We start from the raw sequence: 25,342 nt of genomic DNA, 5'->3' as shown, positions 1-25,342 counted from the left end.
GCAGACGCTCCTTCGCATGTGACCTGGGCCCTTTCTGGTTGCGAATATACTCGGGCTTCCAACTAAACTCCACCGGTCCCTTGCACGCCGGATGGGACCTGTGGGCGGCCACCGCAGCGTGCTTTACCGGCGGCAGCACGGCCAAGGTAAGTTAGGAACTGTGAAGATTGCTACCTGGAATGTGAATTCGCTCCGTGCCCGTGCCGACCGTGTGGAAGCCTGGCTCCAGCGCAGCGACTGCGACGTGCTGGCCATCCAGGAAACCAAGTGCAAGGACGACAACTTTCCCTGGGAGCTGTTTGAACGGATGGGCTACGAAGTGGCCCATTTCGGCGTCAACCAGTGGAATGGCGTGGCGATCGCCTCCCGCGTGGGCCTCGAAGACGTTGAGCGGACGTTCCTGGACCAGCCGTCGTTCGGTAAGGCCGGTACGGAACCCGTACAGGAGGCGCGCGCCATGGCCGCAACCTGCGCCGGCGTCCGCATCTGGAGCCTTTATGTTCCCAACGGCCGCTCCCTCGACGATGAGCACATGCCTTACAAGCTCAAGTGGCTGGAAAGCCTGAAAACTCACGCCCAGGAGCTGGTGACCCGGAACCCTGAGGCCCAGGTGGCGCTGATGGGCGACTGGAATATCGCCCCGTTCGACGAGGACGTGTGGGACATCGATCTCTTCGTCAACAACCGCTACACGCACGTCAGCCCGCCCGAGCGCGCCGCGTTCCACGCCTTCGAGTCGGCAGGTTTCACCGACGTGGTGCGGCCGTACACTCCCGGTCCGGGCGTCTACACCTACTGGGACTACACCCAACTGCGCTTCCCGAAGAAGGAAGGCATGCGGATCGACTTCATCCTGGCTTCCCCGGCCCTGGCCACGCGTGTCACCGGCGCCTCGATCGACCGCGAGGAGCGCAAAGGCAAGGGCGCCTCGGACCACGCCCCCGTGCTGGTGGAACTGGCGGACTGATGACAGAATCCTGGACCCATTCAAGGAGACCGTGATGACGGGAAACCTCTACCGGGGCCAGGCCGGCCTGCCATTCTCCTCAACCCTGCGCGTCTACGAGCCGCTGGATGCCTTTCCGGAGGAGCAGCGTGCCGCCATCCAGGCCGCCGGGGCCCGCTCTGCCTCCCGTGCCGCCGTCGAAAACGCCGAATTGCTGGCCTCCCTGGGACGCATCACGCGCTCCGGCGGTGATCCTTTCCCCACCGGGCGAACCGACCTGGTGCGCGTCACCACTGCCCCGGCGGGGCCGGGCGGAACGGACGACGCCGACGACGACGAACCAGTGCTGCTGTACTGTCCCAGCCAGCTGGTTTTGCGTGCGGGCCTGGCTGCCAACGCCCTGATGGAGGGGATCCACGGTCCGCTGGCGGAACTGCTGATTCCGGAGGAGCAGCGGGACAAGCACCAGGAACGGATCGATCAGGTGAAGGCCCGTGACGGGTCCATCCGCGTGCACACCCGCGCGTCCACCTGGGGCATCCCCTTCAGCTGGTTTTCCCTTTTTATGGAACAGGACCATAAGGACGTGGTGGAGGCTGCCGGCCGGATCCTCACGGTCCGTGTGTGGGCGCCCATCACCGAAGCGCTGGAACGCGCCCGGTACGCCGTGGCCAATCTGGCCCTCGCGGCGCCGGACCTGGATATGCTCGACGACCTGGCCCAGCTCACCGAGTGGCTGGAAACGTTCCATGTGGAATCGATGGTGGAACTGGACTACGGCGCTGTGGCGGACAAGGTGTATCCGGACGATTCGCCCATGGACATCAGGCTCGGCATCGAATGCCTGGCAGAGGGCGACATGACCGGCGCCGCGGCGGCCTACCGGCGCCTGGCCTCCCGCTGGATCCCCATCCGGCAGCTGGCCCGCGCTTCCTGAACCCGCGCTTCCTCAACCAGTCAAAAGGCAAGTTAACCGCTAGGACTGCGGCGGCGCCGTCGTCCTTCTGACGATCAGCTCATGGGGCGCGACGGCGGACCGCACTGATCCTTCGGCACCGTCCAGCTCGTCGAGGAGCATCTTGGTGGCCAGCTCGGCCTGCTCGTCGGGCCGCTGGCCAACCGTCGTGAGGCCGATGGCGTCGGCAAAATCATGGTTGTCGATGCCCACCACTGAAACTTCCTCCGGCACGCGGACGCCCAGCCGCGAGGCTTCAAAGATGACACCCATGGCCATCTCGTCCGAGGCGCAGAAGATCGCTGTTGGTTTATCCCCCGGCTTCGCCCAGAGCCGGCGGAAAGCCTCCTGCCCGCTCCGGACCGTGAAGTCCCCCCACTCGTCCCATTCGGGGCGGGTGGGGAGGCCGGCGGCGGTCATCACATCCTTGAAAGCCAGGATCCGGACGCGCGGCACATCGAAGTTCAGGTCCGTTTCGTCATCGCCGTGCAGCAGCGCAATGTTCCGGTGGCCGAGGTCGATCAGGTGCCGGACGGCTGTGGAAGCGGCAGCGTAGTCGTCGATGCCGATGTAGGCGCACTCTTCCACGTGCCCGCCCACCACCACCAGCGGGATGTCGATCTTCTGGAGGTGGTCGAGTTCGTCATGGGACAGCGCCATACAGAGGACCAGCAGGGCGTCGATCTGTTTGTAGACCATGGTCTTGCTGAAGAGCCGCTCCCGGTTGCTGCCGTGGCCGCCGAGGTTGAACAGTGACAGGTTGTAGTTCCGGGCGTGGAGTTCCCGGTCCGCCCCTTCGATGGCCTTGGAGAAGAACCATCGGCTCACGAATGGGGCGAGCACGCCGATGGTCCTGGTTCTTCCCGTGGCCAGGCCGGACGCGGAGCTGGAGGCTACATACCCCAGGTTCCCGGCTACCTCGAGGATTTTTTCGCGGGTGGCGGGCGACACCCTGGGCAGGCCGCGGACGGCCCGGGAAACCGTGGCCGTCGAAACTCCCGCTGCCGCGGCCACGTCCTCGATACTGACACCGCTGTGGCCGCCCCGTTGGGACCTTTCACTTGTGCGAGCCACGGTGCCCCCTCAATACTTCCTGCAGGCCTCCGCCATGCTTGGTGCGATGCCCCCAGGCCATAGTATTTGCGGCCCGCTAGTGTATCGCAGTGTTACTTTTCGGCCCGATGCCCGATAGCGGCGGGTCAAGCGCGTACCCTACCTCCGGTCCGGAAGCTTCCGCCGCAGCCGTACCATCCCGTAGATCGCCAGGAGAGAGGCCAGCAATCCCAGTGCCCAGCCCAGCGCGGGCTGTGCCGTCACTTCCATCCAGACCGTGACAACGAGCAGCACCACCGCCCAGAAACCCAGGAAGCCGATGATGATGTCGAAGTCCTGCCCAGATTTCATCAGCCGGCGGTTACTTCCCGCCCCCGTGGACCGGGGGCGGGAAGGGCCGTTTGTCACTTGACAGCACCTGCGGTCAGACCGGCGACGATCTTGCGCTGGAAGACCAGTACCAGGATCACCAAGGGAATGGTGACGATGGTGCCGGCTGCCATGATGGCCGTGTACGGGATCTGGTTCGGCTGTGCGCCGGCGAAACTGGCGATGGCAACCGTAACTGGCTTCGTAGCCTCGCTGGACAGCTGGCTGGCGATCAGGAACTCGTTCCAGGAGGAGATGAACGCCAGGATGGCCGTCGTGAAGATCGCCGGAGCCGCCAGTGGCATGATCACCTTCCGGAACGCCTGCCCCTGCGTACAGCCGTCAACACGGGCTGATTCCTCCAGTTCCCACGGCATTTCTCGGAAGAAGGAGGTCAGGGTGTAGACGGTGAGTGGCAGGACAAAGGAGATGTTCGGAATGATCAGGGCCTGGTAGGTACCCATCCAGCCGATGTTGGTGAAGAGCTGAAAGAGCGGGGTAATCAGGGCAACGCCGGGGAACATGGAAGCACCCAGGATGAAGCCCAGCACCAGGTACTTGAACCGGAAGTTCAAGCGTGCCAGTGCGTACGCGGCGAAGACGCCGATCACCAGCGAGATCACTGTGACGGTCACACCGATAAAGATGCTGTTGAGCAGCGCTTGACCGAATTTGTTGCCGAAGGAGGTATCGAAGGCGGTGATGAAGTTGTCCAGCGTCACGTGCGTTGGCCAAGGCGTTGTGTCGTATGTGAACCCCACCTCGCGGAAGGCCGTGACCACCATCCAGTAAGCGGGTGCCAGGCACCAAATCAAAATGACTGCGGCGCTGATGTAGGTGCGCGCCTGCGCCCACTTTTCCCTGTTCTGGGCAGCCTGCCGTCCTTTGTCCTGGCGTGCCCGCAGGCCTGAATCTGCTGTTGCGGTGGTCATTTCTTCCCCTTACCGGTGGCTCCGCTTTGCTCCACAACGTTCGCCCCAAGGAACCGGACAAAGATGAACGCGACCAGGAAGATGATGATGAACGTGATCGTGGACAAGGCAGCCGCAGCGTTGAACCCTTGCCTGATCTGGTTGATCACCAGGATGGACAGGGTGGTGGTGTTGTTGGCACCGCCAGTGAGGATGTACGGCAGGTCGAACATACGCAGTGCATCCAGGGTACGGAACAGGATGGCCACCATCAGAGCCGGTTTGACCAGCGGAAGGGTGATCATCCGGAACCGCTGCCACGCAGTGGCTCCGTCCACCTTGGCCGCCTCATAGACCTCGGCGGGAATCATCTGCAGGCCGGCCAGAATCAGGAGGGCCATAAACGGGGTGGTCTTCCAGGTGTCAGCGATGATGACTGCCCACTTGGCCGGCCATTCGCTGCCGGTCCAGAGGATGCTGACGTTGAACAGCTTGTTGATGATTCCATTGAAGTCGAACATAAAGAGCCACAGCTGTGCGGTGACGGCCGTGGGGATAGCCCAAGGGACGAGGACGGCCGCGCGGACCAGGCCGCGGCCTTTGAAGGTGCGCGCCATGATCATGGCCATCCAGAAACCGAGGACAGTTTCGAAGGCGACCGTAATGACAGTAAAAATGAAGGTGGTGCCGGTAGCCGTCCAGAATTGGCCGGCCAGGGTACCCGGCGGACAGGCTACTGTGCCGCCACCCTGGGCTGCACACTGCTGGGCCAGCCAGTTCACGTAGTTCTGGATGCCGGCCGGTCCGCCCTCAGTGAAGAGACCCGTGGCCGGGTCCAGCCCCGCGTCCTTCGTGAAGGACATCACGATGGCACTGATGATCGGGTAAACGATGACTACGCCCAGGGCGATGACGGTGGGGGCAAGGAGCCACGATGCCCAGCGGCCCTGGCTCGCAATCCTGTTGTCCTCACCTACGCCTTTGGGTGCCTGGTGGACTGGAGTCCCGCCCGACGCCGGCTTGGTGACCGGCGTCGGGCCTAATTCTGTTGCCATGGCTGAATTACGATCCTGCGCTTGATGACTCGATGGACTTCTGCATGTCAGAGAGTGCCGTCTCGACGGGCTTCTCGCCCTTAAGAGCTGCGTAGGCATTCTCCTGGATTGCCTTTGTGACCGCCGGGTAGAAGGGCGTCACGGGGCGCGGTACCGCGTTCTGGATCGACGTCTGGAGGACACTCAGGTAGGGCAGTTTAGCCACCAGTTCCTTGTCCTCGTACACCGAGGTCAGGATCGGAGCCAACGAAGCCTGGTTTGCAAAGAACTTCTGGTTTTCCTCGGTCTCGATGTACTTGATGAAGTCCAGTGCCGTTGCCTTGTTCTTGGAGTAAACACTGATGGCTGCGTTATGCCCACCGAGGGAGGACGCACCGGGGCCGTCCTTGCCCGGCAGGGGCGCCATTGCGAACTTGTCCTTTACAGCAGACGATCCCTCAGTCGTGATCAGGCTGTAGATGTAAGGCCAGTTGCGGTGGAAGAGCAGGTTGCCGGACTGGAAGGCGCGGCGGCTCTCCTCTTCCTGGTAGGTGATTGCCTCCTGCGGAATGTTGCCGTCGGCGTACGCCTTAACCAGGTTCTCCAGGCCGGCCTTTGCCTCAGGCGTGTTCAGGCTCGGCTTGCCTTGGTCATTCAAAACGGATCCACCGGCCGAGTTGATCGCTTCAGAGGCGTTAACCGTCAGGCCCTCGTACTGCTTGTATTGCCCGGAGTAGCACCCGATGTTGTTTGCCTTGGCAATCGAGCACATGCTCATCATTTCGTCCCAGGTCTTGGGTGGCGTTGGGACGAGGTCCTTGCGGTAGTAGAGGATGCCGCCGTCGGAATCCTTGGGTCCTGCGTATAGCGTCCCCTTGTAGGTGGAAGCCTCAACCGGAGCCTTAAGCATTTTCGAGGTGTCGATCGCCATCTTGTCCTTGAGCGGCTGCAGCCAACCCTTGGCAGCGAACTCAGCAGTCCAAATGACGTCTACGCTGACCACGTCATAGTCGGACTGCTTAGCCTGGAAGTGCTGGACCAGGTCGTCGTGCTGCTGGTCCGCTTTGTCTGTCTGTTCCTTGAACGTGACCTTTTCATCAGGATGCGCTGCATTCCACTTCTCGATGAACGGACGGACGACGTTGTTGTTGTCCTTGCCCTGTACGTAGGTAATGGGACCCCGGCCGTCCAGGTTGGCTTCGGCATCACTGCCGCCGCCGCCTCCACTCGCGCCGCCACCGCCTCCGCCACAAGCGGACAAGGTGAGGGCCAGGATGCCGGCAGTAGCCGCCGGAAGTAGGAATCTACGGGTTTTCATTAGCTTGAAGCTCCTCGCTGAGTGACAAGTAAGTACACGTTGCGCTTGCTAGGTGAGGTTGATGTGGTGACGCTCACACTAGTAAGGTTGCTCCGGGTAATGCAAGCGTTTACATCAAAAAGTTATCTGAGAGGAACCAAATGTCCAACCCAGACGTTCCTGCTGATCGGCCGGCCCGCAGCGAATGGTGGACGGACGCTGTGGTCTACCAGATTTATCCGCGGTCCTTTGCCGACGGCAATGGCGACGGCATGGGCGATCTTCGCGGTGTCACTGATCGTTTGCCCTATCTTCAGCAGCTTGGAGTGGACGCCCTCTGGCTCTCACCCTTCTACAAATCACCCCAGGCGGACGCCGGATATGATGTTGCGGACTACCGCCACGTGGACCCGCTGTTCGGCTCGCTCGAGGACTTCGACGCCATGTTGCAGGAAGCCCACCAGCGCGGCCTGAAGGTCATTGTTGACCTGGTTCCCAACCACACCTCCGACGAGCACGTGTGGTTCCAGGAAGCGCTGGCCGCGGCACCTGGCTCGCCCGAACGCGGCCGGTACATCTTCCGTCAGGGCAAGGACGAGGTACCGGGCTCCGGAGACGGCGACAGGGCGCCCAACAACTGGAAATCGATCTTCGGCGGCCCAGCCTGGAGCAGGATTACTGAGGCGGACGGGTCTCCGGGCGAGTGGTACCTCCATCTCTTCGACACCAAGCAGCCGGACCTGAACTGGGAGAACACGGAGGTGCAGGAGGAGATGCGCTCGGTGCTCCGCTTCTGGCTGGACCGCGGCGCGGACGGATTCCGGGTGGACGTTGCCCATGGCCTGGTCAAGGAGCCCGGGCTGCCCGACTGGGAGGGCGTGGCAGCCATGGTTGAGGGAACTCCGGAAGTGCGGAGGGAACCTTCCCCTCCCGGCGACGCCCCGGGGGCCCATCCCGATGCGGTGGAACCGCACCGTGCCGTCTCCCCGGTTTATCCACCCTCACCGTTTTTTGACCAGGACGGTGTTCATGACATCTACCGCGACTGGAACCGGGTCCTGGCGGAGTACGACGGCGACCGCATGATGGTTGCCGAAGCCTGGGTGGAGCCGGCCGAACGTCTGGCCCGCTACACCCGTCCAGACGAGATGCAGCAGGCCTTCAACTTCGACTTCCTGCTGGCCGGCTGGGACGCCGAGCGGATGGCGGTGGCCATTGAGGCGTCGTTGGAAGCAGCCGCGTCGGTGGGAGCCCCGTGCACTTGGGTGCTGAGCAACCATGACACCGTCCGCCATCCAACCCGGTTCGGGCTCAAGGACCCCACAACGTTTCCGAAGGGCATCGCCTCGGAGGATGAGCAGCCCGACTCCGCTTTGGGGCTGGCCCGTGCACGCGCAGCCACTTTGATCTCCATGGCCCTGCCGGGTTCCGCCTACCTTTACCAGGGGGAGGAGCTGGGGCTTCCCGAGCACACCACGCTGCCGGCAGAGGCACGGCAGGATCCCACATTCCACAGGACCCGGGGTGCGGAGATCGGGCGTGACGGCTGCCGGGTCCCCCTGCCATGGACGCAGGACGCACCAGGTTACGGTTTCGCGGTAAGCGGGAACACAGGTGCAGCTCCCTGGCTTCCCCAGCCGGAAAGCTTTGGGCCGCTCGCCGCAGACCAGCAGGACGGAGTGGAGGGCTCCACCCTGGAGCTCTACCGTGCTGTCCTTGCTTTCCGGTCCGCCCGGAAACTCGGCAGGGGCTCGCTCGCATGGGCTGAGGTCCACGCACCCGAGAGCGGAGTCCTGGCCTTCCACAACGGGGAGGTGCTGGTCCTGGGCAACTTCGGTTTCGCCTCGGCGCCGGTGCCCGAGGGGTATTCCGTGGTGCTTTCGAGCGCTCCTGAGCCCTCTTCAGACTGGAGCGGGCTGGACGAGGTGCCGGTGGACTGTACCGTCTACCTCACGAGGGACTAGGACCAGCCTGGTCAGCGGACGCGCTCTGCCCTGCTGAAGCGCGTCCGCGCCCCGGCTCCAATGTGGATCAGCACCGGAATCCGTTTCCCCACCACTGCCTCCAGTGCGGCCACCAGGGCGTACACCTCGTCGGCGAGCAGGTGCGGCGCCACTCCCTGTCGCGGGAGCAGGCGGACCTTGAGCGCCGGGCTGCCCTTGACGTTATAGGTGGTCACAGTGGCGCCGGCCAGGTCCGGACGGTTCGCGAGTGCGTGCTTCAGGGCTTGCTCCGCCACTCCCCCGCCGATCCGCACATCGCCGGGGACGTCACCGGGATCGTATTCCAGGGCCAGGAGGTTGGCCCGGCCTTTTCCTTGCTGGGCCACCCAGGCCACCATGAGCGCGATCAGGACCAGCAGGGCCAGGGCCACGAGGACCCACAACCAGCTTTGGGGCCGGCCCGGGAACCGTGTGGCGTTGAATGCCTGGTTGATGCCGGCCCAGACGCCCGCGGACCAGGAATGCCACCAGGAAGCAACGGCCGGGACGGATGCCAGCAGTACCAACAGGACGCCGATGGCCAGCATCTTCAGGCCCAGGATGGCGATCAGGATCCGGTTGAGCAGGGTGGGTGTGCTGTTCATGCGCCGATGACTCCGGATTGGGCCACGTTGACATGCACCTCTGGGGACGGGCTCAGTGCCATGGCAGCGAGTTCGCTTCCAACCGCTGCGAGCACGGCATCCGGATCCACTGGCACTCCCGACGTGGGCCGGACATTGACCACCACCTGGCGCTGCGAGACAACTACCATCACCTGTTCGGGGGTGACATTCGCGGCAAGCCTGGCCCGCCGTGCCAGCGAGGAGGCCACCACTTCGTCGTCCACCACCACGGCAGGACCATCCGCGTTCCGGCCGCCGGCCAGGAGGTGCCGGGCACGGCGCCCGGGCAGGATCCCGTTGAGGAAAAAGACGAGGCCGAACATGGCCAGCACCGCTCCGATGGCTCCCAGCAGCAGCGGCGGGATCCCAGCGGGCAGCGCCACCAGGCGCTCGGCGGCCACTTGCGGCTCGATCAGCCACGCCGGCTGGCCGATCGCGTGCACGCCGGCTTCAAGGAGCCCATAGGCGGCGAAAACAATAACCAGGACTGCCGCGGCGGTGGCAACCACAGCACGCGATGAATGTGTTTCGCGGCGCAGGATCCTGCCCATGTCCGGCGACTGGTCTTCCTGGTTCCGCGTCATCGGACCCTGCCCCCTTCGCTGATCCTTGCTCCGCTGATCCTGATGTCGACGCGGCTCAGCCGCGCTCCGCTGAGCTCAGTTACAGTTGCCAGGATGCGTGCCTTCGCCTGGACAGCACGGCCCCTGATAGAGCCGCCGGCAGCGTCCACCCGCGAGGGATCGGCGGCCACCGCTTTCAAGGGCGGGATGCTGATAGGTGTGACGAGGGACAGCGCCAGCATGCCGTCGTCGTCCGCCCAGTCCGCACGGACGTCCTCCGCCTCCACTCCCAGGTACTGGGCGGCGGCGGCTTTTGCAAGGCTGGTCAGCGCCTGGGTGCTGATGCGGTTGTGGCCGCTGAACTCCTGCGCCCGGACCAGCGGGGCGGCGGAGCTCATGAGGACGAGCGCCGGCCGGTGATGGCGTCCAGGACGCCGCGGAGGTCCAATTTTCCTTCCGCCGCGCGGCCCAGGAGTGCCCCGATGGCCATAAAGAGCAGGGAGACAAGGAAGCCCCACAAACCGAACTGCAGGGACATAAAGGCGACAAAGGCGCCGATGGCAACGCCGGCGACGGTGAGGCTCACAGCAGTGCCTCCCGTTCCGCGGGCCCGGAAAGGCTGGGTTTGACCGGCGGCGGGACATAGACATCGGTGATTTCGACGTTCACCTCGATCACCTGCAGCCCCACCAGTTCCTCGACGGCCCGGTAGACCGCCGCTCGGACCTCATTTGCCAGGGAATGCAGCGGCGTCCCGTAGCTTGCCACCAGGCTGATGTCCACGGCCACCTGCGTTTCGCCCACTTCGGCGTGGACCCCGGCGGCATGGTCTGAACTTCCGACGGCGTCGCGGATGGCTCCCAGGGCACGTGACGGTCCGGAGCCCAGCGAGTAAACGCCGGGGATGGCGCGGGCGGCAATTCCTGCCACCTTGGCTACTGCGGTTTCGGAGATTACGGTGCGGCCAAGGCCGGGCACGGGAACCGGAGCCGGCACTGCGTGGCTGCCCTGGCTGGGTTGTGGGTTCTGGTATTCCATCAGGCACTCCCCCTTCTGTTGATCCCAACCCTATCCCCTGGCTGCTTCGATGTGCTGGATACCCTGCCGCCAGTGTTAAAGGACCCAGGCGGGGACGCCCCAAGGACATCCCCGCCTGAGCGGTGCCGCCGGTTTCAGCGGCTGCGCGGCAGGTGCCGCAGTCTATTTGTAGAGGCCTTCGCCGCCAACCTTGACGTTGGTGGGCAGGTAGCCGAAGGGGCCAAGCCCGTTCTGGCCGAAGCTGCGGTCAACCTGGGTCACGCCGTTCTTGAAATTGATCTTGACGGTCGGGGACAGCGAGCCGCCGCGCACCCCGTTGACGTTGTCGATGAACGACTGCACCAGGCCGCCCGGCTGCACGTAGTGCGAGTAGGCCTGGAACTGCCGGCCGTTCTGCTGGCCGGAGATGGTCCCGCTCGGGTTGTTTGCGGGCAGGTTCAGGTCGGTCGGGGAACCGAGGGCCAGGCCGCTGTTGTTGACCGGCTGGAAGTCGGAACGGACGCCGTCGCCCACGAAGCCGTAGACGCCGTCCGGGCCGCGCATGCCTGCGGCGTAGGTGAACTGGTGGCTGATCGTGTACAGGTAGTACTTGTTCTTGCCGTTTTCGTTCTGGATGAAGATCTGCGGGCGCTCAGTCTGGTCGTTCACGCAGTTGGCGGAGAGGATGGGCGGCAGGAAGGACCACTTGGTCAGGTCCTTGTTGTCCGCCACGGCCAGGCCCACATTGGCGGTCTGGTAGTGCGCGCCGCTGTTCTGGACGTCGTTGACGTTTTCGGCCTGCGGGTCGCCCGGCTGGTAACCCAGGTCCTCGCCCTTGCACTGGTATTCGCCACGGTTCCCGGCGGTGTTGCCCTCAAAGACCATAAAGGTCTTGCCCGGGTGGGCGGGATCGGCAAACGTGTACGGGTCGCGGAAGGCGAAGCCCGGGTTCTGGGCCTTTGTCTGGTACATCGTTCCGTCCGGCTCCAGCAGCTTGGTGTGCTCGAAGCCGTCGAAGGTGACGCCGTTCTGGTCGGCGTGGATGTTGCCAAGCGCCTTGGCGATGGCAGCGTCCGGGGCGATGCCGCCGCCGCCTGCGTTGCGCTCGGCCACGTCATGGAAGGTGGTGGCGGTGTAGAAGACGTTCACGTGGTTGCCCTGCATCAGGCGGGTGGAGCCGGACCACTCGGTGTTGCCGATGGAGCTGTTGTCCAGGAACAGGTGTCCGCCGTAGTTCCACTTGTCCTTGGCCGGGTCCGCGTTCGTTTTGCGGAAGAAGTAGCCGATGCGGGCGTTCCAGTGGCGCTGGTCGAAGCCGTAGCCGGCGTGGCGGTCGGCCACCAGGGAGAAGACGACGTCCCAGCCCTTGTAGCTGACCTGGTTGGCGTTCTCGTCCGTCAGGGACCAGGTGTCCCAGACCCAGACATCGTCATTCATGGCCGGGAAGTCCTCGGGGATCTCGGGCATGGAAACATCGGGGCTCATGGAGTTCTGGCCGGGCGCGACGGTGGGATCGCTCTGGGCCATGATCTGCTTGGCGTCGGCGCGGGTCCACTTGGACGTGAAGTCCGACGCCGGGTCGAAGGCCTGCTGCGTGTGTTCCGTGGGGAGCGCGAAGCCGGGGGTCGGGGCCGGCAGTTGCTGGCTGGCCGGCGGATCCGCCGGCTCGTTGGCCTGTGCGGAAGGAACGGCCAGGAAGGCCGAGGCCGCTACAGCCGTAGCCAGTGCTGCGGCGGCAGGACGCCACCGCAGCGACCGGGGGGTTCGGGGGTGCTTGTGCATTTTTGCTCTTCTCGCGGAGTTGAAACTGTTCGTGGAAGACGGGCTGATGCCCTGGTCCTTCGAACTCCGGCGGCCCCAACAACACTGCAGGCGTTATGGGGGACGCCTTTGTATCGAGAGGAACGGGGTTGGGTAGTCCCCGTAGAAGTGGCCCAGGAGCGTAGTGCTCTCCTTGCCGGTCTCCACGCTAGGCAGCTTTCCCGTTGCATTTCAAAACGTGTTTCCTGCCCGGAATCTGTGTCCGTTACTCGACTGCGCAAGCGCTTACATTACCCAAGGCGCGCGCGTGCCACAACGGTTTGGCGGGAGTCAAATGTTTCAAATGTCAGTCAAATTTTTCTGGGCGGCATTTGCGGCGGCATGCCCGGACCCGCCGGGAATGTGGCCAATCGCACCTGGACAGACGCGATGTACTTCACTCAGCCCCCGCATCCGGACAATTCCCCCGCGCACGCCACGGTGTTTTGTCCGGAACCGGGTGCATCGTCGCAGGCCCCGGCAGGGAGGCGGCGCTGGCCGCAGGCAGGATATGGGCAGGCGCAGGACGGAGGCAGGGCAGGACGGGGGCACTCTAGATGGGCGTGGGGCAGCGCCGGACGTGGGCAGGATATGGGCAGGCGCAGGACGCGGGCAGGATATGGGCAGGCACAGGACGGGGGCAACCTTGGCCGCAGGCTCGAGACGGCGGAGGCAAGGAAGTCCGAGCCTTGTTCGCGGATCCGAACCATCAAGGCAAGGATTTGCGAACAAGGCCAGGACCTCGGCAGAGCCCACTGCGAAAAAAGTGCGGGGACCGGGTTTAATCTGGGGCTTGGAATCACGCGGGCACCGGGTTAAAGAAGAAAAGCACCAGTTCCGAAGAACTGATGCTTCCCAGTGGTGGCTCCGACCGGCGTCGATCCGGTGACCTTTCGATTTTCAGTCGAACGCTCTACCAACTGAGCTACAGAGCCTAGGTGACTAGTCACCATGAGAGCCGGAATTGCTTCCAACAATCAGAGCGACCCTGACGGGACTTGAACCCGCGACCTCCGCCGTGACAGGGCGGCGCGCTAACCAACTGCGCTACAGGGCCTTGCGTTTCTTGCTTCACAGTATCTCTACCGCTTTTTTCAAGGCTTCCAGCCTACCAGACATTTTCTGCCTGTTTGACCAGTTCCTTGCGTACCCCCAACGGGATTCGAACCCGTGCCGCCGCCGTGAAAGGGCGGTGTCCTAGGCCGCTAGACGATGGGGGCCAGAACCCGTTCGGAACAAAATAAAAGGCGTCAAGCGAGGCTTTCCGTCTTTGTCCTTTGCGTTTCTCCGAACTGGACTCTAAAACTATAGGGCCTACTCAGGAATAATCCAAAATCGGCCAAAACACCCGTCCGGAGCGGGGAGAACAGGTGAAGATGGACTGATGGATGCCGTTGCAGCACTCAACGAGATTGCCTTCTGGCTGGAGCGCGGGCGCGCTGCCACCTTCAAGGTCCAGGCCTTCCGGAAAGCGGCGGCGGTGATCGCCCCGCTCACGCCGGAGGAAGTGGCGGCACGTGTCCGGAACGGCCGGCTGAAATCCATGAAGGGCATCGGCGACCGGACCTACCAGGTCATCCGCGAAGCGGTGGACGGCCAGGTTCCGGACTACCTCGCCGACCTCCGTGAAAAGGGCGCCCTGCCCTTGGCTTCGGGCGGCTCCACCATCCGCGAGGCCCTGCGCGGTGATCTCCACAGCCACAGTGAATGGTCCGACGGCGGATCCCCCATTGACCTCATGGTTGCGGCCGCCGGGGTGCTGGGGAGGGAGTACCTGGCGCTGACGGACCACTCCCCCAACCTCACCATCGCGAACGGACTCTCGGCCGAACGCCTCCTCCAGCAGCTGGACGTGGTGGAGGCCATCAATACCGGAAACCACCCAGGCCTGGACGGACAGCAGGACCACAAAGCACAACTGCTGACAGGCATCGAAGTGGACATCCTTGAATCCGGCGAGCTGGACCAGGATCCGGAACTCCTGGCGCGCCTGGACATCGTTGTGGCGAGCGTCCATTCCAAGCTTCGCGCCGATTCAAAAACCATGACCAAGCGCATGCTGGGCGGTATCCAGGACCCGCACACCAACGTGCTGGGCCACTGCACCGGCCGGCTGGTGGAGGGATCACGGGGGACGCGGCCGCCGTCGGACTTCGATGCCAAGGAGGTGTTCGCAGCCTGCGCCGAATACAACGTGGCCGTGGAGATCAACTCCCGGCCCGAGCGCCAGGACCCGCCGGACGCGCTGATTCAGCTGGCCCTGGACGCCGGCTGCCTGTTCTCGATCGACAGTGACGCCCACGCGCCGGGCCAGCTGGACTTCCTGCAGTACGGCGCCGAACGCGCTGAGCGCAACGGCGTTCCCGTCGACCGGATCATCACCACCTGGCCGGTGGAGCGGCTGCTGGAGTGGGCGGGATCAGCGTAGCCGCACTGCAGCGCGCCGGCCCTGCAGCTTTTTGGCAGGATCTTCGCTAGACGTGGCCGATTTCCGCCAGCCTGCCGTCCCCGTTCCCGGTTACATTGGCTGCATGCCATCAACCTCTCCGGTCAGCACCGCCGTTTCCCCGCCGCTCCCATCCAGGGTCAGGGCCCTCGGAGTGGCAGCCATGGTTACTACCGTGGTGCTGTGGGCGTCCGCCTTCGTGGGCATCCGTGCAATCGGCCCCCACTTCTCCCCCGGCTCCCTGACGCTGGGCAGGTTGGCGGTTGCCGCCGTCGTACTGTCCCTCCTGGTCCTGCCGCAACTGCTGAAGAGCCGGCTCCTTCCCAAGGGCCGCGAGTGGTGGCCCATCCTCGCCTACGGAGCCATGTGGTTCGGTGGCTACAACGTCGCGCTGAACGCAGCGGAGCACGTGCTGGACGCCGGGACCAGCGCCCTGCTCATCAACGTGAACCCGATCCTGGTGGCCGTGATGGCCGGGATCTTCCTCAAAGAAGGCTTTCCGCGCTGGCTCATCGTCGGAAGCCTGGTTGCCTTCGCCGGAGTGGCCCTGATCGCTTTCAGTTCCGGACAGCCGTCGCGGGCTGGGGAAAGTCCGACGGCGGACGTCGCGGGTGTGCTTCTCTGCCTCCTCGCCGCGGTGCTCGCCGCAGTCAGCGTCATTATCCAGAAGCCTGTACTGCGGAAGTTTCCTGCTGCCCAGGCAACCTGGTTCGGGATACTGGTGGGCGCGTTGTGCTGCCTGCCCTTCACCGGCCAACTGGTTGCCGAAGTCCAGGCCGCACCCGTGGGGGCGACACTGGGACTGGTGTATCTCGGAGTCTTTCCCACGGCGATTGCCTTCACCACCTGGGCCTATGCGCTGTCCTTGATCGATGCCGGCAAGCTCGCCGCCACCACCTACCTGGTGCCCGGCACCACCATCCTGATCTCCTGGCTCCTCCTCGGCGAGATCCCCACCGCGCTGGGCCTGGTAGGCGGCGTGGTCTGCCTGGTGGGCGTGGGACTGACCCGGCGCAGGTCCCGGCCGACGCCCCGCAAGGATGCTCCAGGGAACCCTGCAGGCGCAACTGCCAGGCACATTGCGGTACCAGCTGCAGGGGAGGCTGCTGTGGGACCAGGGGCCAAGCGGAGCCCTTCCCGCTAGAGTCGGAGTATGCCAGTCAGCCTGCCGCCGGGCCTGCCCATTATTCCCGAAGGGCCCAGCGAACCCCTGCACGCCGCCGCGCCTGCCCACCCCTTCCCGACGCAGGCGTTCAACATGTCGCCGGACGAGTTTGAGGCCGCCGTCCGGGACGCACTGGACAGCATCCCCGGCAAGCTGGCCCAGGCCATGAACAACGTGGCGGTGTTCATTGAGGACGACTATGTGCCCCGGCCCGGGGAGGACCCGGATACCGTCCTGCTGGGACTGTACGAGGGCGTGCCGCTGACCGAACGGGACTCATGGTGGGACGCCGGCTCACTTCCCGACCGCATCACGATTTTCCGCGAACCCATCCTTGAAATCTCCGGATCGCGCGAGGACGTGATCCACGAAGTGGCGGTCACGGTGGTCCACGAGATCGCGCACCATTTCGGAATTGATGACGCCCGGCTGCACGAGCTTGGCTGGGGCTAGCCTTGTAGGCATGGGACACAACCACAGCCACACACATGGGGTCACCGCAACAGGCCGGCACCGCCACCGGCTGGTGGCCGTCCTCGCCATCACCCTGGCCGTGGTCCTGGTCCAGGTGGTGGGCGCCGCTCTCTCGGGGTCACTGTCCCTGCTGGCTGATGCCGGTCATATGCTCTCGGATGCTGCCGGCGTAACCATTGCCCTCCTCGCCGCCTGGATTGCCGGCCAACCGGCAAGCGACCAGAGGACCTACGGGTACCAGCGCGCCGAGGTGCTCGCCGCGCTGGCCAACGCCGTGATCCTGATTGTGATCTCAGTGGTGATCTTTACCGAAGCCATCCGGCGGATCGGGACGATACCCGAAGTACAGACGGACATTATGCTCTTCGCCGCCATCCTGGGTGCAGCCGCGAACCTGGTGTCACTGCTGATACTGAGGGGCGGGCATCAGGAAAGCCTCAATGTCCGCGGCGCCTACCTCGAAGTCCTCGGTGACCTGCTGGGCTCCTTCGCCGTGATTGCCGCCGCCGTGGTCATCATGGTTACCGGATTCCAGGCCGCGGATACCATCGCCTCCGTGCTGATCGCCCTGCTGATCCTGCCCCGCGCCTGGAGCCTGCTGCGCGATGTTGTGGATGTGCTGCTCGAAGCCAGCCCCAAGGGCGTGGAAGTCCAGATGATCCGGGAACACATCCTGTCCGTCGAGGGCGTTTCTGACGTGCACGATATCCACATCTGGACCATTACCTCCGGCGTCCCCGTCTTTTCCGCCCACGTTGTGGTGGAGGACGGTGTGCTGACCGCCCGTGGCGCCGACCAGCTGCTGGACAAGCTGGTCACCTGCCTGGGCTCCCACTTTGATACCGACCATTGCACCTTCCAGCTGGAACCGGCCACGCACTCTGAACACGAGGCCCACCAGCACGCGTAGACCAGCCTGTTTCTTGCGCCGCGGTTGCATGGTTAGGGCTCCGAGCGCCTTCGGGGGACGGGACACTGGCCCCCTCCTTGCGACACGCCGGATCGGTATACAGCCTTCGACACTTCGTTGGGCTTACTGTTACTGACGTGACTCTTGTTGCCAAAGTGCAGTACGGTCACGTAGCCTCGGACTGCTGGGGAGCAGGCCGAGGGCATAGCCCTGCCGCGGTCAGGACCTCCCGGCCCTACCGTTTCGAGGTTTCAACAGATGATTTCGACTGGATCCGGTCGCAAGGCTGCCCTCCTCACTGCCGCCGTGGTGCTGGTCACAGCACTGGCAACGCCGGCTGCGGCGGTTTCCGCGCCGCTGTCCCCCGCCATTGCCGTTCCTGCCGCTCCTGAATTGCCTTCCCCGGAGGACATTGCCGCTGCGAAAGCCAATGAAGCGGCCACAGCGGACCAGGTGGCGAACATTGAGCGCATCCTGGAGGCTGCGGCAAGCGCCCAGCAGGCCGCCTTCGCTGCCGCCATGCAGGCCAACAACGCTTACAGCGAGGCAGTGGTGGAGCTGGAGCAGCGCTCATCAGCGGCGGCAGTTGCCTCAGCGAAAGCTGCAGCTGCCCGCGGGCAGCAGGACAAAACCAGGAAACAGGTGGGACAACTTGCGGGGGACCTCTACCGCAACGGCGGGCTGAATCCCTCCCTGGGCACCTTCGTGAGCGGGAACGGTGAAACCCTTCAGCAGGCTGCCACCCTCCAGGCCATTTCCGCCAGCCGGAGCCGTACCTTCGAGGCCGCCGACGCAGCCGCCCAGTCATCAGCGTCGCTGACTGCCGCGGCGGAGGACGCCACCAGGGCGGCTGATGATGCGGCGCGCACGGCCGAAACCGCCAAGACCCAGGCGGAGCAGGCCAATGCGGCCCAGGCAAAAGCCGTGGCGGACGCCAAGGCCCAGCGCACCGTCCTGGTGGACCAACTGGCCGAGCTCCGGAACACCACGGTGGCGCTTGAATCGGCGCGCGTTGATGCCCTGGACCGGCAACGCGAGGAAGCCCGGCTGGCGGCTGCCTTTGCAGCTGCGGAGCAGGCTTCCCGGGACCAGGCAGCTTCCCCGGCTGGCATTCCCGCCGCGGCAGCGCCGGCGGCTCCTGCTCCTGCTCCCGCTGTTCCTGCCCCGGCTGGTCCCGTACGGCCTGCACCTGCACCTGCTGCTCCTGCTCCGGCACCTGCTGCTCCTGCTGTTCCTGCACCCGCGCCAGCTCCGGCACCGGCACCGGCACCCGCTCCAGCTCCAGCTCCGGCTCCGGCACCCGCACCCGCTCCAGCACCTGCGCCCGCTCCAGCACCCACCACCGGCAGCGGGACTTATGAGGCCGCAATTTCGGTGGCCATGAGCAAGGTGGGCGCTCCCTACTACTACCAATACGGTGGCACCGGCCCCTACGGCTTCGACTGTTCGGGCCTGGTGAAGGCATCCTTTGCGGCGGCCGGAAAGTATCTCCCGCGCACCGCAGGCCAGCAGTACGAAGCCGCTCCTGTCCACGTACCCCTCTCGCAGGCACGGCGGGGCGACCTGCTGGTGTGGGGCTCGCCGTCGAACTTCTATCACGTTGCCATTTACCTCGGCAACGGCCAGGTGGTGCAGGCGCTCAACCCGCAGGAGGGTATCGGTGTGACCCCGCTGAGCGCCATGGCAGGCATGGAGCTATATTCGTACGCCGCCCGCTACTGACTCCCATGCAACGCCGCCGCATGGCCTGCGGCCCGCGTTGAAAGTCAGCTGAGGACGTCCTTGGTGACAAACCGCCCGTAGGCGAGCGCGCCGAAGACGGCCACGTAACCCGCTTGGAGCGACGCGTTGTCCACAAACGAGTCCCACAACACGGGCTGGCGCATAAGGTCCCCAAAACCGAGCCAGTAGTGGCTGAAAAGCCATGGGTGCAACCACTCCAGCTGCGGCAACTGGTCAAGGACCTGGGACACCACAGAGACCACCACTGTGGCGGCCATGGCGCCCACGGGAACCACCGTGAGCGTGGACAGGAACAACCCCACCGCGGAAAGTCCGGCCAGGGAGACCGCGAGGTACGCGGCGATCAGCAGGATGCGCACCGCGGCTTCCGGTGGCTCGATGACGTCCCCTGACAGCAACGTCACAGGACCGACAGGGAAAAGCGCCGCCCCGATCGCGGCGCCCGCCAATCCAACGGTGAGGGGCGCAGCAAGGCAGAATGCCAGTGCTGCCGCATACTTCACCAAGAGGAGCCGCACCCGGCCCGTCGGGGCAACCAGCAGGTACCTCAACGTTCCCAGGCTGGCTTCACCCGCGATGGTGTCCCCTGCCACCACTCCCACCGTGAGCGGCAGGAACAAAGGAACGGACACCAGCATGGCGGTAAAGGCGACGAACAGACCGTTCTGGGTGATGCGGTCCAGGAAAGCCGGCCCCCGTCCGGCAGGAACCGCTGACGAAATCCGCACGGCCACCGCTATCAACACCGGGATCGCCGCCAGTGCCAGCAACAGTGCCCAGGTGCGTCGGCGCCCAAACAGCACACGGAGTTCCGAACGCAGGAGGGAAAGCCCCGATCGACGCGGCGCCGCCACCGCCGTCGTCATGGTCAATCCGGCGCTCTCAGAATGGGCGCTACTGGGCAACGTCGAACCCCTCCCCCGTCAAGGCAACAAACCGGTCCTCAAGGCTTTCGCGTTCCACGGCGAACCCCCGGACCCGGACGCCGGCCTCCACGAGCCGGGCCACAATATCCTCCGGCGCGGTGCTTCCCGGGGACACGTTGCTTCCCGGGGAAGTGCCCTGAGCGGGTGCGTCCAGCGCCGCCGTCACCACCTGTCCGTCCTGCTGCGCTGCTGCTTCCTCCGGCGCCAGCCCCAGGCGGGCGAGGACTGCCATCGCCGCCCCGGCATCTGGCGTGAGCAGGCGGATGCGGACAGTTCCGGAGCGGCGCAGCTCCGGAAGCGGCCCCTGGGCCACCAGCCGGCCGGCACTCATCACTGCCGCATGGGTACAGATCTGTTCCACTTCGGCCAGCAGGTGGCTGGACACAAAAACGGTGGTTCCGTCGGCGGCGAGGGAACGGACCAGGTTCCGCACTTCCCGGGTGCCTTGCGGGTCGAGCCCGTTGGTGGGCTCATCGAGGACCAGCAGTTCGCGGGGCGAGAGCAGGGCGTTGGCGATGCCCAGCCGCTGCTTCATGCCCAGGGAATAGGCATGGACCCGCTTGCCCGCCGCATGCCCCAGGCCCACCCTTTCCAGCGCCTGATTGACCCGGGCCTTTCGGGTGGCGGGGGCAGTATGCCGGGTGGCGGCGTCGAGGCGGTGGAGGTTCGCGGTACCTGAGAGGAACGGATAGAAGGCCGGTCCCTCCACCAATGCCCCCACTTGGGGAAGGACGTCCTGGAACCGGCCCGGCATCTCCATCCCGAGCAGCCGGACGCTCCCGGCGGACGCGGCAGCGAGGCCCAGCAGCATCCGGATGGTGGTGGTCTTGCCCGAGCCGTTAGGGCCAAGGAAACCAAAAACCGCTCCCCGGGGCACAGCCAGGTCCAGGCCGTCCACGGCCAACTGCTGCCCGAACCGCTTTGTCAGCCCCTGCGTCTCGATGGTCAGGCCGTACGTCCACGATCCGGGGCCCTGCGCGGCCCCGGTCACGGAGCCGTGGAAGCGGCTTGCAGCCTCTCCGGCGGGACCATGCCCGCGAAGATCCGGCCGTCGTCCGTGAGCAGGACGTTGAAAAGTGCGGTGGAAATCAGCCGGCCGCCAGGAACGGCGACGGCGGCCTGGGCCAGCAGCGGATTCCGGGCCAGCAGGGCATTGAGCTTTGAGCCTGCGCCGCTTTCCGCCGGAACTTCCGCTACCGCTTCCCAGCCGGACCCGGACATGTACTGCCGGGCGTGGTCCTGGATGTTCTCTGCCAGCCGGTCGGGGGTGATGTACGTTCCCGGCGCCTCGGGGAATCCTTGACCGGGCTGCTGGTAGGCGGGGTGGTTGAACTGCAGCTCCTCCACCTTGCTGCCCGGTGGCGGGGCAAAGTTGAACAGCGCTTGGTCCGGCGCCTCCAGCGAAAGGCTGGTGAATCCAGCGCTGAAGGCAGGCTCGGCAGCTCCCCTCGCGGTGACCTTCACGGAGAGCGGCATGCCAGTCTGAGAGTCGACGGCGACCGTTACCCTGCCGACGAGGGTGGCGTCAGTGCGTGGTTCCAACTGCAGGGTGTAGGCCTGCCGGCCGGCGGTTTCCACGTCCGGGCCGACGGTTACGGCGGTGGTGCTGTCAGCCATGGCCAGGAACTTTCCTGCCAGTTCCTCAGGTGTGCGGGGAGCCGGCATTCCGGTGTCGGACGGATCGGTGTGGGACGGCCCGGTGTGGGACGGCCCGGTTTGGGACGGCTCAGCCAGCGGCAGGTCATGGGCGTGGGCAGGCAGGGTCAGATGCGCGACGGAGTTGTCCTTGGACGAGTAGAACCAGACGTCGTTGTTATGGCGGACGATGTCCCGCTCGGCGAGCCGGTCCACTACCTGGATGCGCGCATTGGTCGGGCTGTCCATAAACACCCGCGCCGTGTGCTCGCCGGTGAGGAACTCCATAACTGAAGCCACGCCGTCGGCCGATCCGGGCCCCGACGTGGGTGGTGCAGCCGGGAGCTCCGGCAACCCCAGCTGCGAGGTCTGTTCAATGGTGCCCGAGAACGTGTGTGTCTTGTGCGAAGCGAGGAGGGCGATGACTTCGGCCGGGGTTTTCTCCGGCAGGGGGTCGCCGGCCCGTGCCGGAAGGGTTCCCGACAACACCCCGGCGGCGATGACCGAAGGTACGGCCACCGCGGGGATCCAGCGCAGCCAAGGGCTGCGGATGACGTGGCTCACGCCGCGGTCCCTGATCTCCAGGCTTGTCCCGTGGTCGCTCCGGTGGTTGAAACTCCGGTTCATGGCTGATCGTCTCCGTCGCTGGAGCCCATAGTCCAAGGGTACGCCTCGAATACGCCCGCTACACCTGCCCGGGCTACCCCCTGGGCTGCGCAGGCACCACGGTTCCCGCACCGCCGTCGACCGTGATGTATTGGCCGGTGGCCAGCCGGACTGTGGCCTCCGGGACTCCCACCACGGCAGGGATGCCGTACTCGCGGGCCACCACGGCACCGTGGGAGTTGGGCCCGCCCATCTCCATCACCAGGCCGCCGGCGGTGAGGAAGAGCGGAGTCCAGCCGGGATCGGTGGACGGCGCCACCAGGATCTCTCCGGGTTCCAGGTGGGCGCCCACGGGGTCCAGGATGACCCGGGCGGCAGCTGTGACAGACCCGGCTGAAGCGGGGCTGCCGGTCAGGGCGCCATCCGCCGCAGCGGCGCGGCCGGCGTACAGCACTTCCGGCTCGGTCCCGTCTGAGAGCAGGACCCGGGGGATGTGCCGCCTGCCTAATTCGCTTGAATAGGCGGCGCGCCGCTCCACGATGAGTTCGCGGACGTTTCGATGCCGGCCGGCAGTGGTCGCGCTGGTGTGGCCCAGCGCCTGCCGAAGCTCATCAAAGTCGAGGAAGAAGACGTCATCCGCGCTCTCGAGCCGGCCGTCTGCAGCCAGCGCGGCTCCCACGAGCGCCAGCTGCTTCCGTACTTCAGCAAGGCCAAGGACCAGCTGGTACTTGGGCGATTCCCTCAGACCAGCGAACAACCTGGCACGCCGCAGGGCCGCGCCAACAAGCACAGACCGCACCCTGCCGCGCGCCCGGGCTTCGGCAACGAGCCGGTCCACTGCAGCCTCCGCCTCAGCCTCGGCGCGGCTGAACTGCGCGTCCGGGGCCATGGCCGGATTGTCCAGGCGGAGGTAGTTGGCCAGGACCCCCAGGATGTACGTGGGATCATCGGACCAGCGCGGCATCCCCACGTCGATCTCCGCCACCGCGCGGTGGCCGTAGCGTTCCAGGAACCGTGCAACGCCTGCATTCAGCACGGGAGGCAGGGTGCCGTCGCGGAAATCCGCGGCAAGCCTGGACGGCTCCCGTGTCTCCAGGGCCTCCCGTGCTTCGCGCTCCACCTTCATGGTTGCAGCGAGGCGCCACAGGTCAAGGTCCATCTCGGTGGTCACATTCTGCGGCAGGCCCCGGAGCACCTTCTGCAGGTCCTCCCCGCGGCCCGGCCCACCCAGCAGCTTGCCCGCAGCCCACAGCATGGCGAATCCCAGCGCGGGCAGCGGCAGGATGGCCGGAACGATCGAAAAAAGCCGGCTTCCCAGGAGCCGCTCTGCGTGATCCAGCCGTTCCATGGGGCCGGCTCCCGAATCCAGCTCCAGGTCGTCGGCGAACTGCCGGCTGAACCGGTCGAGGCGGCGGAGCGCCGCCGTGGGTGTCAGCAGCCCGCGGAGCAAGGTTTCCGGGGCCCGGGCACGCACCGCAGCGGGCAGGACATGGCGCAGGAGTCCGAACGCGGTCTTCCGGGTCACCGAAAATCGGGGGTCGGAAAAAACCTGGCGCAGCACGGTGGCGGACCGGGCCTCCATGACGTCGAACACGCGCGGCAGGATGCGGCGGCCCACGGTGCTCCGGACGGGCGTCGTCACGTCGACGTACATGCGCTGGGCCGCCTCCGCATAGGGTGCCGGACCGCGGCGCGGGTCGGGGACGTCGAACCCTGCTGCCCGCGCAACAGAGGAGCCAACGAGCCGCAGTGACGCCAGCCCCATGGGGGTGAGCGGGCGGGTCAGTCCCTGGGCGAGGCTGAAGCAAAGGTATATCCGGGCACCCCCATCAGCGGCGGAACGGCTTTCGGGTAAGGGATACAAGGTGGTGATGGGCCGGGACTGCGTCAGCCAGAGCGCACCGCCGGTATCGATGGCCCACTCCGTGTCCTGTGGCGCTCCGAAGTGCCGCTCGGCCTCCAGGCCCAGCGCGGCAAGTTCCAGCGCCTGCCCATCGGTCAGGCTCGAACCATCCGCCCCGTCCTGGACGTTGTGGGTTTCCGTTCCACCGCCCGCCCTGGGCCGGACGGCAACGCGCTTATCGCCAAGCTTCCGCTCCAGCACCCGGTGTGCTGCCGTGTCCACTACGAAGTGGTCCGGATTGACCGCCCCGGAGACCACGGCTTCGCCAAGCCCGGGGGCGGCATCGATAACGGCTTCCCGCCGCCTGCCCGTCAGGGGGTTGGCGGTGAACATCACACCGGCTGCCGCCGCGTCAACCATCCGCTGGATCACGACGGCGAGGGCTACTTCGTGGGGCGCGATGCCCAGTGCGGCACGGTAGGCCACCGCACGGTCAGTCCAAAGGGACGCCCAGCAGTTCCGCACGGCCACCAGGAGTGCGTCAGGTCCGATGATGTTCAGGTAGGTGTCCTGCTGGCCGGCGAAGCTGGCGAACGGAAGATCCTCGGCCGTGGCGGAGGAGCGTACAGCCACCGGAGTTTCATGTCCCAGCGCGGAATAGGCCTGCTCTACGGCTGCGGCAATGTGCGGCGGCACCTGCAGGCCAACGATCGCTTGGCGTACAGTGCCGGCGAGCGCGGCAAGTTCGGCGGCCTGGTTGGTGGTTCCCTGCAGCGCCTTTTGAAGGTCACCGAGTTGGCGGAGGCCACCGTCACGGACAGTGACAGTGGCCTCCTTGTATGCCTCGGTGGTCAGGCAGAAGCCGTCCGGCACGGGCAGCCCTGCCGATATCAGTTCGCCAAGATTGGCCGCCTTGCCGCCCACCAGCGGAAGCATGCTGCCGTCGAGGTGGCTGAGGCGGACCACCAGGGCGTGGTCGCTTTCCCCACCGGGCCGGCGCGGTTCCTGCCCGGGATCTGCTGGATTGTAGGCAGCCATGGT

23 protein-coding genes and 3 tRNA genes are annotated in these 25,342 nt (G+C 65.5%); 8 read left to right on the top strand and 18 right to left on the bottom strand.

The features are described 5' to 3' along the window. Positions 1–160 precede the first annotated feature (160 nt). Together QRN11_RS20655 and QRN11_RS20650 are read left to right on the top strand one after the other, a co-directional pair. Positions 161–967, top strand: a complete 807-nt coding sequence (locus QRN11_RS20655) for an exodeoxyribonuclease III (protein WP_091421010.1) — start codon at positions 161–163, stop codon at positions 965–967. A gap of 34 nt (positions 968–1,001) precedes the next feature. Then, positions 1,002–1,883 (top strand): DUF8083 family protein, encoded by an 882-nt coding sequence (locus tag QRN11_RS20650; RefSeq protein WP_285314310.1) that lies wholly within the window; start codon positions 1,002–1,004, stop codon positions 1,881–1,883. A gap of 39 nt (positions 1,884–1,922) precedes the next feature. Here the strand turns inward: QRN11_RS20650 and QRN11_RS20645 are convergent, their stop codons facing one another. The 5 genes from QRN11_RS20645 to QRN11_RS20625 all read right to left on the bottom strand — a co-directional run bounded on the left by QRN11_RS20645 (position 1,923) and on the right by QRN11_RS20625 (position 6,586). Then, positions 1,923–2,975 (bottom strand): LacI family DNA-binding transcriptional regulator, encoded by a 1,053-nt coding sequence (locus QRN11_RS20645; protein WP_091421005.1) that lies wholly within the window; start codon positions 2,973–2,975, stop codon positions 1,923–1,925. A 138-nt stretch (positions 2,976–3,113) separates the two neighbouring features. Further along, positions 3,114–3,362 (bottom strand): hypothetical protein, encoded by a 249-nt coding sequence (locus QRN11_RS20640; RefSeq protein ID WP_285314309.1) that lies wholly within the window; start codon positions 3,360–3,362, stop codon positions 3,114–3,116. Then, complete coding sequence (locus QRN11_RS20635; protein ID WP_091420999.1) at positions 3,359–4,255, bottom strand: carbohydrate ABC transporter permease; 897 nt, start codon at positions 4,253–4,255, stop codon at positions 3,359–3,361. The genes QRN11_RS20640 and QRN11_RS20635 overlap by 4 nt, the downstream gene beginning before the upstream one ends. Next, positions 4,252–5,289 (bottom strand): carbohydrate ABC transporter permease, encoded by a 1,038-nt coding sequence (locus tag QRN11_RS20630; protein WP_091420997.1) that lies wholly within the window; start codon positions 5,287–5,289, stop codon positions 4,252–4,254. The genes QRN11_RS20635 and QRN11_RS20630 overlap by 4 nt, the downstream gene beginning before the upstream one ends. A 7-nt stretch (positions 5,290–5,296) precedes the next feature. Next, positions 5,297–6,586, bottom strand: a complete 1,290-nt coding sequence (locus QRN11_RS20625) for an ABC transporter substrate-binding protein (protein ID WP_285314308.1) — start codon at positions 6,584–6,586, stop codon at positions 5,297–5,299. A gap of 140 nt (positions 6,587–6,726) precedes the next feature. Between QRN11_RS20625 and QRN11_RS20620 the strand changes: the two genes are divergently transcribed. Continuing rightward, positions 6,727–8,529, top strand: a complete 1,803-nt coding sequence (locus QRN11_RS20620; protein ID WP_285314307.1) for a glycoside hydrolase family 13 protein — start codon at positions 6,727–6,729, stop codon at positions 8,527–8,529. 11 nt (positions 8,530–8,540) lie between these two features. On the opposite strand, the gene QRN11_RS20615 is transcribed toward QRN11_RS20620, so the two are convergent. From QRN11_RS20615 to QRN11_RS20575, 9 genes are all read right to left on the bottom strand, one after another. Next, a complete protein-coding gene (locus tag QRN11_RS20615) occupies positions 8,541–9,152 on the bottom strand; it encodes a hypothetical protein (protein ID WP_091420990.1) in 612 nt (203 codons plus the stop codon). After that, the gene (locus tag QRN11_RS20610; protein WP_091420987.1) at positions 9,149–9,757 is read right to left on the bottom strand and encodes a hypothetical protein; all 609 of its coding nucleotides are present in this window, start codon (positions 9,755–9,757) and stop codon (positions 9,149–9,151) included. Before QRN11_RS20610 ends, QRN11_RS20615 begins: the two co-directional genes overlap by 4 nt. Next, positions 9,754–10,134 (bottom strand): hypothetical protein, encoded by a 381-nt coding sequence (locus QRN11_RS20605; RefSeq protein WP_142064483.1) that lies wholly within the window; start codon positions 10,132–10,134, stop codon positions 9,754–9,756. Before QRN11_RS20605 ends, QRN11_RS20610 begins: the two co-directional genes overlap by 4 nt. After that, entirely contained in the window at positions 10,131–10,322 is a 192-nt protein-coding gene (locus QRN11_RS20600) for a DUF2273 domain-containing protein (protein ID WP_091420981.1), read from the bottom strand. The genes QRN11_RS20605 and QRN11_RS20600 overlap by 4 nt, the downstream gene beginning before the upstream one ends. Further along, positions 10,319–10,774 carry an Asp23/Gls24 family envelope stress response protein gene (locus QRN11_RS20595; protein WP_091420980.1) on the bottom strand — a complete coding sequence of 152 codons (456 nt, stop codon included), beginning with the start codon at positions 10,772–10,774 and terminating at the stop codon, positions 10,319–10,321. Before QRN11_RS20595 ends, QRN11_RS20600 begins: the two co-directional genes overlap by 4 nt. A gap of 162 nt (positions 10,775–10,936) precedes the next feature. Then, positions 10,937–12,535, bottom strand: a complete 1,599-nt coding sequence (locus QRN11_RS20590) for a glycoside hydrolase family 68 protein (RefSeq protein ID WP_285314306.1) — start codon at positions 12,533–12,535, stop codon at positions 10,937–10,939. Between the two features lie 877 nt (positions 12,536–13,412). Beyond that, positions 13,413–13,488, bottom strand: a tRNA-Phe gene (locus tag QRN11_RS20585). Between the two features lie 48 nt (positions 13,489–13,536). Then, positions 13,537–13,610, bottom strand: a tRNA-Asp gene (locus QRN11_RS20580). Between the two features lie 90 nt (positions 13,611–13,700). Further along, positions 13,701–13,773 (bottom strand) — tRNA-Glu (locus QRN11_RS20575). Positions 13,774–13,937: 164 nt separating this feature from the next. Here QRN11_RS20575 and QRN11_RS20570 point away from each other — a divergent pair. From QRN11_RS20570 to QRN11_RS20550, 5 genes are all read left to right on the top strand, one after another. Continuing rightward, positions 13,938–14,981, top strand: a complete 1,044-nt coding sequence (locus QRN11_RS20570) for a PHP domain-containing protein (RefSeq protein ID WP_142059199.1) — start codon at positions 13,938–13,940, stop codon at positions 14,979–14,981. Between the two features lie 103 nt (positions 14,982–15,084). Continuing rightward, positions 15,085–16,143, top strand: coding sequence for a DMT family transporter (locus QRN11_RS20565; RefSeq protein WP_255470744.1), 1,059 nt, complete (start codon positions 15,085–15,087; stop codon positions 16,141–16,143). Between the two features lie 9 nt (positions 16,144–16,152). Next, complete coding sequence (locus QRN11_RS20560; protein WP_142059197.1) at positions 16,153–16,617, top strand: metallopeptidase family protein; 465 nt, start codon at positions 16,153–16,155, stop codon at positions 16,615–16,617. A gap of 10 nt (positions 16,618–16,627) precedes the next feature. Continuing rightward, positions 16,628–17,548, top strand: coding sequence for a cation diffusion facilitator family transporter (locus tag QRN11_RS20555; RefSeq protein ID WP_285314305.1), 921 nt, complete (start codon positions 16,628–16,630; stop codon positions 17,546–17,548). A gap of 258 nt (positions 17,549–17,806) precedes the next feature. Continuing rightward, positions 17,807–19,270, top strand: coding sequence for a C40 family peptidase (locus QRN11_RS20550; RefSeq protein ID WP_285314304.1), 1,464 nt, complete (start codon positions 17,807–17,809; stop codon positions 19,268–19,270). Positions 19,271–19,314: 44 nt separating this feature from the next. On the opposite strand, the gene QRN11_RS20545 is transcribed toward QRN11_RS20550, so the two are convergent. The 4 genes from QRN11_RS20545 to QRN11_RS20530 all read right to left on the bottom strand — a co-directional run bounded on the left by QRN11_RS20545 (position 19,315) and on the right by QRN11_RS20530 (position 25,339). After that, positions 19,315–20,157 (bottom strand): ABC transporter permease, encoded by an 843-nt coding sequence (locus QRN11_RS20545; RefSeq protein ID WP_285314303.1) that lies wholly within the window; start codon positions 20,155–20,157, stop codon positions 19,315–19,317. Positions 20,158–20,185: 28 nt separating this feature from the next. Then, positions 20,186–21,208: an ABC transporter ATP-binding protein gene (locus QRN11_RS20540; RefSeq protein WP_285314302.1), complete on the bottom strand. Its 1,023-nt coding sequence runs from the start codon at positions 21,206–21,208 to the stop codon at positions 20,186–20,188. After that, positions 21,205–22,479 (bottom strand): LolA family protein, encoded by a 1,275-nt coding sequence (locus QRN11_RS20535; RefSeq protein ID WP_285314301.1) that lies wholly within the window; start codon positions 22,477–22,479, stop codon positions 21,205–21,207. Before QRN11_RS20535 ends, QRN11_RS20540 begins: the two co-directional genes overlap by 4 nt. Positions 22,480–22,552: 73 nt before the next feature. Then, complete coding sequence (locus QRN11_RS20530; protein WP_285314300.1) at positions 22,553–25,339, bottom strand: PEP/pyruvate-binding domain-containing protein; 2,787 nt, start codon at positions 25,337–25,339, stop codon at positions 22,553–22,555. Positions 25,340–25,342 lie beyond the last annotated feature (3 nt).

The sequence above is a fragment of the Pseudarthrobacter sp. fls2-241-R2A-168 genome, assembly GCF_030209335.1.
Taxonomy (GTDB): domain Bacteria; phylum Actinomycetota; class Actinomycetes; order Actinomycetales; family Micrococcaceae; genus Arthrobacter.
The sequence above is the reverse complement of the archived record's forward strand: the minus strand, read 5'-3'. Positions and strand labels throughout refer to the sequence as shown.

Bases quoted from the DNA above. Each gene is read 5' to 3' on its own strand.
- QRN11_RS20650 (WP_285314310.1), top strand. From the start codon at position 1,002: ATGACGGGAAACCTCTACCGGGGCCAGGCCGGCCTGCCATTCTCCTCA.
- QRN11_RS20635 (WP_091420999.1), bottom strand. From the start codon at position 4,255: ATGACCACCGCAACAGCAGATTCAGGCCTGCGGGCACGCCAGGACAAA.
- QRN11_RS20630 (WP_091420997.1), bottom strand. From the start codon at position 5,289: ATGGCAACAGAATTAGGCCCGACGCCGGTCACCAAGCCGGCGTCGGGC.
- QRN11_RS20625 (WP_285314308.1), bottom strand. From the start codon at position 6,586: ATGAAAACCCGTAGATTCCTACTTCCGGCGGCTACTGCCGGCATCCTG.
- QRN11_RS20620 (WP_285314307.1), top strand. From the start codon at position 6,727: ATGTCCAACCCAGACGTTCCTGCTGATCGGCCGGCCCGCAGCGAATGG.
- QRN11_RS20615 (WP_091420990.1), bottom strand. From the start codon at position 9,152: ATGAACAGCACACCCACCCTGCTCAACCGGATCCTGATCGCCATCCTG.
- QRN11_RS20610 (WP_091420987.1), bottom strand. From the start codon at position 9,757: ATGACGCGGAACCAGGAAGACCAGTCGCCGGACATGGGCAGGATCCTG.
- QRN11_RS20605 (WP_142064483.1), bottom strand. From the start codon at position 10,134: ATGAGCTCCGCCGCCCCGCTGGTCCGGGCGCAGGAGTTCAGCGGCCAC.
- QRN11_RS20595 (WP_091420980.1), bottom strand. From the start codon at position 10,774: ATGGAATACCAGAACCCACAACCCAGCCAGGGCAGCCACGCAGTGCCG.
- QRN11_RS20590 (WP_285314306.1), bottom strand. From the start codon at position 12,535: ATGCACAAGCACCCCCGAACCCCCCGGTCGCTGCGGTGGCGTCCTGCC.
- QRN11_RS20570 (WP_142059199.1), top strand. From the start codon at position 13,938: ATGGATGCCGTTGCAGCACTCAACGAGATTGCCTTCTGGCTGGAGCGC.
- QRN11_RS20565 (WP_255470744.1), top strand. From the start codon at position 15,085: ATGCCATCAACCTCTCCGGTCAGCACCGCCGTTTCCCCGCCGCTCCCA.
- QRN11_RS20560 (WP_142059197.1), top strand. From the start codon at position 16,153: ATGCCAGTCAGCCTGCCGCCGGGCCTGCCCATTATTCCCGAAGGGCCC.
- QRN11_RS20555 (WP_285314305.1), top strand. From the start codon at position 16,628: ATGGGACACAACCACAGCCACACACATGGGGTCACCGCAACAGGCCGG.
- QRN11_RS20550 (WP_285314304.1), top strand. From the start codon at position 17,807: ATGATTTCGACTGGATCCGGTCGCAAGGCTGCCCTCCTCACTGCCGCC.
- QRN11_RS20545 (WP_285314303.1), bottom strand. From the start codon at position 20,157: ATGACGACGGCGGTGGCGGCGCCGCGTCGATCGGGGCTTTCCCTCCTG.
- QRN11_RS20535 (WP_285314301.1), bottom strand. From the start codon at position 22,479: ATGAACCGGAGTTTCAACCACCGGAGCGACCACGGGACAAGCCTGGAG.
- QRN11_RS20530 (WP_285314300.1), bottom strand. From the start codon at position 25,339: ATGGCTGCCTACAATCCAGCAGATCCCGGGCAGGAACCGCGCCGGCCC.